The sequence below is a fragment of the Pseudomonas syringae group sp. 247E2 genome (genome assembly GCF_032587795.1).
Classification (GTDB): Bacteria; Pseudomonadota; Gammaproteobacteria; order Pseudomonadales; family Pseudomonadaceae; genus Aquipseudomonas; species Aquipseudomonas amygdali.
On the sequence record NZ_JAWHPK010000008.1, the window covers coordinates 644,755 to 656,887 of the forward strand.

The following is a 12,133-nucleotide window of genomic DNA, read 5'->3' on the forward strand; positions in this document are numbered from 1 at the left end:
ATAACAAGGCCGCGTCAGACGTCCGTGAAGTAGTGGGGCGCTTAATTCGTTGAATTGATCGGACCCAGTATTCTCAGATAGAGATGCACGGTCGTCCCGTTTTCAGGTGCTGTTTCGACGCGTGCGCCTCCGCCTGCGTTCACCGCAAACTCCTGCACCTGAACAAGGCCCAGGCCGGCACCTGGTTCGGAGCGTCTGGTGGTGAAGAAGGGTTCGAATATCTGTTCCTTGAGATCGGCGGCCATGCCTGGGCCATTATCAGCCACGCTGAGTACCAGGTAGTCGCCTTCCGGCAATCGTGGGTCTTCCTTGACTGACTCCAGTCGAGTGGCGATATGTACCTTGCCAGACCCTGACATTGCATCACGGGCGTTGGCCAAGAGGTTCAATACTGCGGCGTGCAACTGCGCTTCGGCGCACAGGACGCCCCAGCCCTGGGCGCTAAGGTCGAACGACAGTTCCAGATTGTCGCCTGCCGAGCGCAATAACAGATCACGGGCGGCATCGATCCGTTCGCTGACATCGATGCAGATCAGCTCGGGGCCGTCCTGACGAACGCTATCGAGCAAACGGGTGACCAATTGTCGACCGTGATCCACAGCTCGCAGGCCGGTGTCACTGAGCGTCTCGACATCAGCTGGGCGGCGCGAGCGCATGCGGACAAGTTGCAGGCTGGCGCTCAGCGCCTGGAGCAGGTTGTTGAAGTCGTGGGCGATGCTCGCTGTGAGCATTCCCAATGACGACACCCGCTGTGACTCGCGCAGATTGCGTTCAACCGCCAGGCTTTGACTCTGTGCGCTTTCGAGTCCCAGGGCCAGTTCTGCGGCATGTTGGTCGCGTTGTTGTGTAAGCAGGCGATATTGCATCAAGGCTGCGGTCTGGCGGGCCAGTGCCAGCAGGGCCAGACGTTGTTGTTCGGTCAGAACACGCGGCCAGATATCGATTATACACACCGTGCCCAGCGCATGGCCCGAGTCGGTGCGAATCGGTGCGCCTGCATAAAACCGGATATAAGGAGGGCCCAGCACCAGGGGGCTTTCTCTGAAGCGGGGGTCGGTGGTTGCATCTTCTACGACCAGCACATCGGAAGGTTGCAGGATTGCGTGTGCGCAGAAGGCCAGATCGCGATGGGTTTCCTTGACGTCCAGGCCGATGCAGGCCTTGAACCACTGGCGTTCCCGGTCAACCAGCGAAACCAGGGCGATGGGCGCGTCGCACAGCGTGGTAGCGAGCAGCACAATGTCGTCGAAGTCCTGCTCGGGAGCGCTGTCCAGTATCCTGAGATGCTCAAGAGACAGGACTCGTTCTTCTTCGTTGGCAGGAAGTGGCGCAGGGTGGTGGGTCATGGGGCGCACCGCGATCAGATGAGATAAGGTCTTATGATGCCTATGATTTATACAGGGCAGCAAGGTACACAGCGTATAAATGCACGCGATCCGGCCGGATGCGACAGGCTTCAGTTCTGTGCCTGTCGCGAACGCTGAACCGTCCAGCGCGTCGACAGCCGTTACACGATAGCTCAACTGTACCGCCTTCGTTGCCGGTCTTGATCGGGTTCTCGCGTTTTGCCGTGAATGCTAATTGGCGGCTTGGGCAATGAACCCGGTCAGTTGGAATCGTGGGTTTAAAGAAGGTTTCATGTAGCGTTATTAGTAGGAGGCGTATAATAGCCATAAAAGTACATTCGTAATAAGAAGTCTACGGGTGTTGGCAATGCGTGTCCGGCATCCGTAAGTAGTTTGCTTGTAACTTATTGTGCCCATAGTGTGCCTGTTGTGTAATAAACTGCCTGGCGATTTTTGCGTGGGCAAAGATCGTTGGTTAATCACTAACGTGTGTATTCTTCAGGAGCATTGCTGATGCCCGGCCCAAATGATTCAAGTCCTGCCGAACTTTTGCCCGAAGGGTCTCCCGACGACAGAGTCACCAGCCTGTTGTGGGGGCCGTTCTGGTTAGGCGATTCAACCGGTACTCACCTCACTTACAGCTTTCATACTGCCAACTCCGTCTATGCCACTGACTACAGTCGCTCTCAGGAGCCCAGCGATGCCTATTCACTGACCGATGCACAGGCCGCGGCGGCAAGAAGTGCGTTGGGTGCATGGAGTGCAGTGGCAGACATCAAATTCACCGAGGTTCAGGACACCCCGGACAATGTCGGAGACATTCGTTTTGGCGGCTTCAAGAGTCTGCAAAGTACTGAGTACGGCCAGGCTTACGCGCCAGGCACACTGGGCCGGTCCGGTGATGTCTGGATCGGGCCGAAAGTCAACGCGGCTGATCCTGCCAAAGGCACGGATGATTACCTGACGTTCATGCATGAAACGGGTCATGCATTGGGTTTGAAACATTCGTTTGAAGCCTCGCAATACAACGATGTTCTGCTCGATGCCAAGTTTGAAGATGCCCGTTACACCATCATGAGCTACACCAACAACTACAGTTTCAAACCCACCACGCCGATGTTGCTCGATGTGGCGGCCATGCAGTTCATATACGGTGCCAACACCAGCTATCACACCGGTAATGACGTCTACAAATGGGCACCCGATCAGTCGGTGTTCGAGACGATCTGGGACGCTGGTGGCAAGGATACGATTGATGCCAGCAATCAGGCTTCGTTTGTGAAGATCAACCTCAACGAGGGTGAGTTCAGCACCATCGGCAAGGCGTTCCTCGATTACAACCAGAATCCTGATGCCCCGACGCTGATGAACTCAGGGCTGGCGATTGCCTACGGTGCGCACATTGAAAACGCCATTGGCTCTGCTTTCAATGACACGCTGATCGGCAACAGCCTGGATAACGTGCTTGATGGTCGTGGCGGTCTGGACACCATGATTGGCGGTCTGGGCAACGACACCTACGTTATTGATCAGGCTGGTGAGCTCGCTTTGGTGCAAGAGAAGGCCAATGAGGGCATCGATACACTCAAGATCACCTATGACAACACATCGCCGGTTGCCACAGTGATCGACCTGAATGCCGGCCCGCTGGCCAACTTTGAAAACGTCCACCTCAAAGGTGAGGGCGAGTTCACTTTGCTGGGCAATGATCGCAACAATACCCTGACCGGTAACGATGCGAACAATGTGCTGTTCGGCGGCGCGGGCAATGACAAGCTGGTTGGCGGTCTGGGCGCAGACATCATGACCGGTGGCAGCGGCGCTGACCGTTTTGTGTTCAATGACCTGGCAGAAATGGGCAAAGGCCACGCCAGCGACGTGATTACCGACTTCAACAGCCAGCAGGGCGACAAGCTGAGCTTCCTGAAGATGGATGCCAACGTGGACACCAAAGCCCTTGATGCTTTCAGCTTCATTGGCAGCGGCGAGTTCACCGGCGCGGGCCAGCTGCGTTTCGCCGACCACGTGCTGTCCGGCAACGTCAATGGTGATTTGCATGCAGACTTTGAAATCCAGCTGGTCGGTGTAACCGAGTTCCATGCTCACGATCTGGCGGTTTGATCGCTGACTTGAAATACCGGTTTCAATGACAGGACTGCGCCACGGACAGGCGCCGTTCTATCTGCTTGCCCATCGCCTCCTTCTTTCTTTCTCCTGCCTCTTCCCGCCGTTTTAACTGCGCACCGCAATTGGGCGACGCAGGGTTTTGAGCTTTTTTTGGCACCGTGACGGTGCTGTTACAAAATTTAAAACCACAAATTCAATATATCCAACAAAACCCACTTGACGCGCCAGCCCCTGCTGAATGTAATGCGCCGACAGTCGTCGGCACTGGGCATTGCGCAGAAGTATCTCACTGATGAAAGAGGTATCTACATTGATTGAGCCACAGCCATCGTCCATGCCTACCGTGATTGAAGCTGCCGCGCTTGTCCGCAAAGGCTGCATGACGCCGATACGCTTGACTGAGTTATGTCTGGCAACGATTGAAACCCACAATTCCACACTCAATGCTTTTGGTGACGTATACGCCGATGTCGCGCTCGAACAGGCCTGGACGATGACTGCCGAACTGCAGCGTGGTCAGGTAAGAGGCCCGCTGCACGGCATACCCTTTGGTATCAAGGACCTCTTTTCGACAGCGGGACTGCGCACCACGCGTGGCTCGTTGACTGCTCTGGACTCGGTGCCGGTCCAGGATGCACCGATCATTCGCCGCCTCAAGAATGCTGGTGCGATCATTCTGGGCAAGACAGCGACGACCGAATTCGGCTGGACCGGCGCGAGTACGTCACGGGTGTTCGGCAACGGGCGTAACCCCTGGGATCCGGCACTGACCAGTGGTGGCTCCAGTTCCGGCTCGGCGATTGCGGTGGCGGCGCGCATGGTGCCGGCCGCACTGGGCTCCGATGGTGGCGGCTCGGTGCGCATACCTGGCTCGTTCTGTGGTGCGTTCGCCCTCAAAGGCACTCTGGGACGCATTCCGACCTGGCCCTGGTCAGCCACCGAGATGCTCAGTCATGCCGGACCGATTACCCGAACCGTGCGTGATAGCGCGTTGCTGTTCGATATCCTGTCGGGGCCGGATCCGCTGGATCACCAGGCGCTGCCAGCCCCTGACGAGTCCTTTCTGGCACGGTGTGACCAACCGTTGAGTCCGTTGCGTATCGGCTTCTGCCCGACGCTGTTTGACACACCGGTCGACGCGCAAATCGCCTCAGCGGTCGAAGCCGCCGTAGGCAACATCGCCAGGTCGCTGCCCGTCACGGTCAGCACGCTCAAACCAGCCTGGCAGGATCCGCTGGCGACGTTCGAAACGCTGTGGGTTGCCGGGCGCGGTATTGCTTATGGCAAAGCGCTTGCGCAGCAACTGGACCAGCTTGACCCTGGCTTTGCCGATCTGATCAGGCGTTCTGCCCAGTACAGCCTGAGCGATTACTTGCAGGCACTTCAGCAGCGCGCTGCGTTTGCCAATCAGGTCCATGCGCTGTTTGAAGATTACGATTTGCTGATCATGCCCACTTTGCCGATTCTGCCGTTTGCTGCCGACGACGTGGCACCGGCCGGTTATGCCGGGCAGGACGGCGCTGTGCCTTGGGCGCGCTGGACGCCATTTACTTACCCTTTCAACATCACCGGCAACCCGGCGGCCAACCTGCCCTGTGGGTGGAGTTCCGGCGGGCTGCCCATTGGTCTGCAAGTGGTCGGGCCACGCTTTGCCGACGCTCAGGTGCTGCAGTTCTGTGCCGCTGTGGAAGCCATCGCGCCATGGGATCAACACTTGCCACCGATTTTGGGGCAGTAGCCATGTCCCTCTTGCTTGCGGATCAACGGCCAACGGGCCCGGACACTGGAGTTCTTACTTTGCAACGGAATGCCACCCCCATGCTCAACCAGCCGCGTCTGGACGAAATCATGCGCCTGCTCGCCCAACAGCAGCGTGTCAAGGCGTCGGACCTTGCTCAATTGCTGTTCGTGTCCGAAGAGACCATTCGCCGCGACTTCAAGTATCTGGAAGAAGAGGGCCGATTAAGGAGAATTCACGGTGGCGCGATTCTGCCCAGATCCAGCGAAGAACTGCCTTTGCAGGAACGCAGCAGGCTCAAGCCCCGCGCCAAGGCAGGTATTGCTGCCCGCGCTGCGCAACTGGTCAGCGAAGGCATGGCGATCTTCCTCGACACCGGTACTTCGACGCTGGCGCTGGCCCAGCAACTGACGCGGTTCAGCCAGTTGAAGATCATCACCAATTCGCTGGACATCGCCCAGTTGATATCGCACCAAAGCGACAATCAGGTGCTGGTTGCGCCCGGCGATGTGCGGCGTACCGACAACGCCTTGATCGGGCCGCACACGCTGGAGTTCGCCCGGCAGTTTCATTACGACATCGCCTTCATGGGTATCGGCGGCATTGATCTGGACCTGGGGCTGATGGATTACCAGGAGCCGGAAGCCATGTTGCGCAGGACGCTGGTCAGGCACTGCGCGCGCAGTGTTGTGCTGGCTGATGATGGCAAGTTCGGTCATCGCACCTTTATCAATACTCTTCCGTTCGCCGCGATAACCACCCTGGTCACCAATCGCGCGTTATCCGACGAGTTTGTGACACGCCTGGAGAAAGATCATGTCGACACCCTCTATCCCTGAATTGATCGAGCCAGGTGCAGCTGATCTGGCGGCATTTGAAGCGCTGTTTCAGCAAAGCTCGGCCATTGGTGCAACACCGGCGGGTGGCTTGCACCGGCTGGCGGCATCTGCTGAAGACGGTCGGGTGCGCGACCTGTTTCGGGACTGGCTGAAAGAGCACGGCTTTGAAGTGCGTGTCGATGCGATCGGCAACCTGTTCGGCCTCATGACGTTTGATCCCCAGGCGCCTTATCTGCTGTGCGGTTCACATCTGGACAGCCAGCCGAGCGCGGGTCGTTTCGACGGTGTATACGGCGTGCTTGCCGCTGCCGTGGCGGTGTCCAGTCTGGCGCGGCAACTGCGTGAACGCGGTGAAATACCTGCCTGCAATCTGGCCGTCGTCAACTGGACCAACGAGGAGGGCGCCCGCTTTCAGCCGAGCCTGATCGGCAGCGGTGTATTTACCGGGGCACTGGCCCTGGAAAATGCCTGGGAAAGCCGCGATGGCGATGGCATCCGTTTGAAGGATGCGCTGCAAGCCATAGGTTATCTGGGTAATGATCAGGTTGATTTGAACATTGCCGGATACGTCGAAATTCATGTCGAACAAGGCACTGGCCTGGAAAGCAGCCAGACGGCAATCGGCGTGGTCCGGGAAACCTGGGCCGCGTTGAAACGGCGGGTGCGTTTCGATGGCGAGCAGAATCATACCGGCCCTACGCCCATGGCCGCCCGCCGTGACGCATTGCTGGCTGCCGCACACACCATCACGGCGGTGCGCGACGAAGCCGGGCAACATGGCTTGCAGATGCACAGCTCGGTAGGACGTATCGAGGTGTACCCCAATTCACCCAATGTCGTGCCTTCCCGGGTCTCCCTGCTGATCGAGTACCGCTCCCGCGATGTCGGTCTGCTGAGCGCGGCAGGTGAGCGCCTGGATGCAACGTTGCACACCATCGCCGACAGGACCATGACCGGGTTTGAGGTGGAAAGCAGCGTACTGCGCCCGCCCGCCAGGCTGCATGAAGGGTTTGCGGAACTGGCGCACGCAGTAGGCGGCGAGCTGGGCCTGTCGACCGCCGACAGCATGACGGTCGCCGGTCATGACGCGATCAGCATGAACCGCCATTACCCGGTGTGCCTGCTGTTCATCCCCAGCAGCAATGGCGTTTCCCATAACGAGGCCGAATACACCAGCGATCAGGACATGCGCAACGGTTTGCGCATGCTGACCGGGCTGTTGTATCGGGCTTGCACCTCATCCGCATCGTTTCGTTGAGGACTGACCATGTCATATGCTGACGACCTGACCACACGCCTGCTCGGCGCATTGGCAAACTGCGGGCTGGATGCGAACGCGCACACCGAGGTCGTTACGCAGGGCGTGGCATCGCCCTCCAGGCTGTCGACCGAATGGACGGGTTTTCGAGTGGTCGGTGCACAGGGCGCTGTTTACGCCAAAGTGCTGCATGCCGATATGGCGCAACTGATTGATTTCGAAAAGGCGGCGCAGGCCAGTGAATGCGCAGGCCGTAGCGGCGCGGCACCGCGCTTGCTTGGCGCGGACACGGCCTGCGGTGTGCTGATTTTCGAGGATCTGGGTCTGGACTGGCGTGCTGCCCGGCTCGATGACCTGCTCGCGCCGGGCCGCCTTCAGGCGCTGTGGGCGCTGAAGCGGCTGGTGCATGTCGGGCCTGTGCCTGATGTTGTGCGCTCGCCGATGATGGATATCGAGCGCCTTCGCACACTGTGCGAACGTGACAACGTTGCACTGCCCGCAGAACACCAATGGATTGACCGCTGCGTTGACATGGTCTGGCAGGCATTGCAGACCCGCTCTGTGCAGGCGGTGCCGCTGCACGGTGACGGCGTTGCCAGCAATGTCATGGTGTCAAGCGAAGGCCGGTTGCGCCTGGTGGATTTCGACTACGGCGGCTGCATGGACCCCTGGTACGACGTTGCGATTACCCTCAACGAGCTTTATTCGTTTGAAAGCCAGTGGCGCGAAGGGATCAGCGCATGGGCGGGGCAGTGTCTGGAAGTCGACTATGCCGTCTGCCGCTTGTATGCGCTGATCAACGACTGGTACTGGACATTGTGGGGGCTTTGGGCAGGTACGACGTCCGTGCGGCCACTGGAGTTTTCCAAGGTCGGTCAATGGACGCTGCTGCGTTGCCGGCAGTGTGTTCAGGACCCGCGACTGGAAGGCTGGATGCGTCAGGTTCAGGAGGGTAAAGCATGAAAACGTTAGGGCAGTCTGTCAGTACCCAGGAACGACAACTGGAAGCTGCGGTGCGCAGTATCGACAGTTGGCAGGGGCGGCGCGTCGGCTACGAGCCGGTCAGCGGCGGTATCTCCAACACTAATTGGCGGGTTGAGGTCGAGGGGGCCGACACGGCGTACTTCTTCAAGGTGCCGGGCGCCGGCACAGAAATGTTCATTGACCGCCACACCGCCCACGAGGCCAGTGTGAAAGCGGCGCAAACCGGCTACGGTGCGCCGGTGTTTGCGTTCCTCGAATCTTTCGGTGTCGAAGTGTTCGAGTTCATGGAGGGCTGGCGGGCATCCTCCAATCATGACTTCCTGCAGCGCGACATACGCCACGGCGCTCTGCACGGGCTCAAGGCGTTCAACGATCAGCCGTTGCTGAAACAGACCAAGACCGTGTTCGACATGATTGCCGAGCACCAGAACCAGGTGGCAGAGCTCAAGGGCATCAAGCCTCAGGATGACGACTGGTTGTGCCTGCAATATCAGCGCGCAAAAGCTGCCCTGCAAGCTTCCGGAATTGATCTGGCACCGTGCATGAATGACACGCTGGCAGGCAACTTCATGCTCAACGCGGAGCGTCAGATTCGCCTGGTGGATTTCGAGTACGCCTCCAATAACGATCGCCATTACGAACTGGCGCTGTGGTTCGGCGAGATGTTTTTCAGTGACGAGATGGAACTGGCGCTGATCGAGGACTATTTCGGTCAGGTCAGCGCGCAAACCGTAGCGCGGATCAAGCTGAACAAGGCGTTGGCAGATATCAAATGGTCAACCTGGGCAATGGTCCAGCACGCCGTGTCGCAACTGGACTTCGACTTTTACAAGTACGGCACCTGGAAGCACATGCGCGCGCGCAGCATCATCAATGATTCGCAATGGGAAACCTGGTTGCGACAGGCATGACCCGTCCTCTCCAGGCATACCTGTAACAAGCACTCCAATAATAAAAAAGTAGCGGGTGACCGCGTGTTCCTTTTCCTGCTTGAGTTTTATCCGATCACTTATCCATAGCCAGATCCTGAAATTCAAGGAGCACTCCATGAGTAACGTTCCGTCTTCTGAAAATCCCGGCCGCCTGAAAAATCTGGTGTTTGGCCTGTACTTCTTCGCGCTGTTGATGATGGCGCTGTTTCCGCCGTTCTACCTCAAGGTCAGTGGCAGCACCGCGCTGGTGCTCGGTGTGCCACTGCCGATCTTCTACTGGATTCTGATCGCCGTGCTCATGGGGCTGGGCCTGTGGATGCTGTACGTGGTCGAGTCTCTGCTGGGTGAAATTCCACAAGAGGGGGACGGGCAATGATCAGCACGACTACAGTTTTAGACCTTTACATCACCTTCGGCCTGATCGGCGTGTTCCTGGCGGGCATGATTGCCGTGTTGTACGCGACCAATCGCAAGAGCGAGAGCTTTTCCGACTACGCGGTGGGCGGTCGCTCCTACGGTCCCTGGTTCATCGCCATGTGCTACACCAACTCGTGGTGGCCGGGTGCAACGTTTACTGCGTTCTTTGCACTGTCTGTCGGTGGCGCGCTGGGCTTTTACGGCATGGTCTATGCCACGCTTGGCGTGACCGCCATGTACCTGATGGCCAATCGTGCCTGGACCTGGGGCAAGCGTTTCAACCTGACCACCCAGCCGGACCTGCTGGGCATGCGCTTCAACAGCCCGGTGGTCAAACGCATTGCTTCGATCATTGGCATCATCTCGGTATTCCCTTGGGTGGTGATGGGCATTCAGGCCCTCGCGACGCTTTTTCAGTTCGCCAGCTTTGGCCGTTGGGGCGTGACCACTTGCCTGCTGGTAGGGGTGGTGGTGATCCTGATTCGGCAGTACTGGACGGTGAGCATGGGCATGCGCGGTCTGATCATGACCGACATGTATCAGGGGCTGATTGCCTACGTGCTGTGTGCCGCGCTGTGCATTTTCCTGCTGTTCGGTGCTCAGGCGTCGTTCGCCAACCTGTCGCAACTGCCCGCCAGCATGCTGGTGATCCCCGGTGGCGCAGGCAGCACTTACGGCCCGATGTACATGTTCAGCCTGATCTTTACCGGCGTGATCGGCTCAATGTGCTGGCCCATGAGCTTTCAGCGTATCTATACCGCCAGCGGTGTGCGTTCGGTGAAGAAGGGCACACTCCTGACCATCATGCTGGTGGGTGGCTTCTATGGCATTCTGATGCTGTTCGCCGCGGCAATCAGTCAGGACCCCAACGTGGCCGCGCATCCGCAGCATGGCTGGTTCCTGTCACTGTTCGATATCGGCGGGCCGTGGTTGCTGGGGCTGGCAATCATGATTGTCCTGGCGGCCAGCATCGGCCATGTCGACGGCTGCGTTCAGGTGTGCGGTACACAGTTTGCCAACGATCTGGCGACCTGGAGCAAGCCGCGCAGTGATCGCGAGAAGACTGTTCTCGCCAAGGTGGGCATGGTGGTCTTCATCGCGGCGGCGTCGCTGTTGGCGTACCTGACCTTCGATTACGCGCGCCTGCAACTGCTGGCACAGATTTCCTATCAGGGCATCATCCAGCTGGCCGTGCCGCTGTTCTTCGGGGTCTTCAGTCGTCGTGGCAACAAGCAAGGCGCGATTGCCGGCATGCTGGTCGGTATTGTTATCGCGATTGTGCTGACCACAATTTACCCCGATGACATTCCGGCACTGGGTTCGTTGACCAGCGGCATCATCGGCCTGATCTTCAATGCGGGCATTTTTGTCGCGTGCGCCATTGCGATCAAGCCAAGTGCGGAGGAGGTCAGACGCGTTGATGAGTTGTTCGCCATGGCAGCACCGGCGCGCCATGGCGTGCGCCCGATTGCTGCTATGGGTTAGTCGATAAAAGCCCTGAGCGGCGAGGGCAGGTAGCGGCGTTCTGGATAGTACAGATACGGCCAGGTGAGGCGCTGCCACCTGGGCTCAAGTATCGGTTCCAGTGCGCCGCTGTCCAGATGAGTACGTAGCCGGTTTTTGAACAGGAGGCGGCTGCTCAATCAGAGCCTGCCTTGCTCGCGCAGCACTGCGCCGATTCGCTCTATTTCCAGTTCGCCCTGATTAAGCGCGGCCTTACTGGTGTGCACCGAATAGTAGCCGGTGACCAGATCATGCGGATGCTTGACTGCCGACCCCAGCACGAAATGGGTATCGCCTTTTGCGACGAAGTCGATAGGGCGATCCGATTCCTCGAAAATAGCCAGTTCGCCAGCGCTGATCGGGCCGCCTGCGTCGAGGTGTCCGGCGTTGATCGCCAGCCAGGCGACGCTATGACCTGCGGGCGGCGTGTAGCGCCAGTGCTCGCCGTCTTTCAGTTTTACGGCCAGATAATTCATGCCCTGTGGTGCAGGTATGCTGCTTTGTGCTGCACCGTAACGCCCCAGCAGCACCTGTGCCGGGCCTTGCCGCGCAACCTGCGACGCCGCCAGATAAACGCTGTGTGCAGGGCCATTCTCTTGCGCTGCGGGCAGGGCTATCCATAGCTGAAAGCCTGTAATCGGCGCATCGCTTACCGGCTGGGCGTCATGCCATACGCCATTGCCCGCGCTCATCCATTCCACACCACCGTTGGGCAATATGCCTGATTTACCGGTGGTGTCTTCGTAGGCCATTTCGCCTTCGATCATATAGGTCAGCGTTGCAATTCCTGAGTGTGGATGCATGCCGAAGCCTTTTTTTCCCGGCTCGGGTTTGAAGTCGAATTGATCAAGAAATACGAAAGGCTTCAATAACTGACCCAGATCGCCAGGGCTCATCAGGCGAGTGATAGGCCCTCGGCTTTTGCCGCTGGTGCGATGGGTGATGGCGCGTGGCTGAATGCTGACGATAGTGTTCATAGCGTTGTCCTC

10 protein-coding genes and 1 pseudogene are annotated in these 12,133 nt (G+C 58.5%); 8 read left to right on the forward strand and 3 right to left on the reverse strand.

What is annotated here, in order from left to right; translation table 11 throughout:
• Nucleotides 1–41: 41 nt before the first annotated feature.
• Entirely contained in the window at nt 42–1,346 is a 1,305-nt protein-coding gene (locus tag RYC18_RS10015; RefSeq protein ID WP_316885584.1) for a sensor histidine kinase, read from the reverse strand.
• Nucleotides 1,347–1,859: 513 nt separating this feature from the next.
• On the opposite strand from RYC18_RS10015, the gene RYC18_RS10020 reads away from it, so the two are divergent.
• The 8 genes from RYC18_RS10020 (at nt 1,860) to RYC18_RS10055 (ending at nt 11,126) form a co-directional block, all read left to right on the forward strand.
• A complete protein-coding gene (locus RYC18_RS10020) occupies nt 1,860–3,467 on the forward strand; it encodes a M10 family metallopeptidase (RefSeq protein WP_004664861.1) in 1,608 nt (535 codons plus the stop codon).
• A gap of 340 nt (nt 3,468–3,807) precedes the next feature.
• Nucleotides 3,808–5,211 (forward strand): amidase, encoded by a 1,404-nt coding sequence (locus tag RYC18_RS10025; protein WP_316886135.1) that lies wholly within the window; start codon nt 3,808–3,810, stop codon nt 5,209–5,211.
• 80 nt (nt 5,212–5,291) lie between these two features.
• The gene (locus tag RYC18_RS10030; RefSeq protein WP_002553219.1) at nt 5,292–6,050 is read left to right on the forward strand and encodes a DeoR/GlpR family DNA-binding transcription regulator; all 759 of its coding nucleotides are present in this window, start codon (nt 5,292–5,294) and stop codon (nt 6,048–6,050) included.
• Nucleotides 6,028–7,308, forward strand: coding sequence for a M20 family metallo-hydrolase (locus tag RYC18_RS10035; RefSeq protein ID WP_016982599.1), 1,281 nt, complete (start codon nt 6,028–6,030; stop codon nt 7,306–7,308). The genes RYC18_RS10030 and RYC18_RS10035 overlap by 23 nt, the downstream gene beginning before the upstream one ends.
• A gap of 9 nt (nt 7,309–7,317) precedes the next feature.
• Nucleotides 7,318–8,271, forward strand: coding sequence for an aminoglycoside phosphotransferase family protein (locus RYC18_RS10040; RefSeq protein WP_016982598.1), 954 nt, complete (start codon nt 7,318–7,320; stop codon nt 8,269–8,271).
• Nucleotides 8,268–9,203, forward strand: a complete 936-nt coding sequence (locus tag RYC18_RS10045; protein WP_005745209.1) for a choline kinase family protein — start codon at nt 8,268–8,270, stop codon at nt 9,201–9,203. The genes RYC18_RS10040 and RYC18_RS10045 overlap by 4 nt, the downstream gene beginning before the upstream one ends.
• Nucleotides 9,204–9,339: 136 nt before the next feature.
• The gene (locus tag RYC18_RS10050) at nt 9,340–9,600 is read left to right on the forward strand and encodes a hypothetical protein (protein WP_004664870.1); all 261 of its coding nucleotides are present in this window, start codon (nt 9,340–9,342) and stop codon (nt 9,598–9,600) included.
• Nucleotides 9,597–11,126: a sodium:solute symporter gene (locus RYC18_RS10055; RefSeq protein WP_005745206.1), complete on the forward strand. Its 1,530-nt coding sequence runs from the start codon at nt 9,597–9,599 to the stop codon at nt 11,124–11,126. Before RYC18_RS10050 ends, RYC18_RS10055 begins: the two co-directional genes overlap by 4 nt.
• Here RYC18_RS10055 and RYC18_RS10060 read toward each other — a convergent pair.
• Both RYC18_RS10060 and RYC18_RS10065 read right to left on the reverse strand, forming a co-directional pair.
• Nucleotides 11,123–11,269: pseudogene (locus tag RYC18_RS10060) on the reverse strand (LysR family transcriptional regulator); the annotation flags it as partial. The gene RYC18_RS10055 and the pseudogene RYC18_RS10060 sit on opposite strands and share 4 nt — an antisense overlap.
• A 15-nt stretch (nt 11,270–11,284) precedes the next feature.
• A complete protein-coding gene (locus RYC18_RS10065) occupies nt 11,285–12,121 on the reverse strand; it encodes a pirin family protein (protein WP_044318926.1) in 837 nt (278 codons plus the stop codon).
• Between the last annotated feature and the right edge of the window lie 12 nt (nt 12,122–12,133).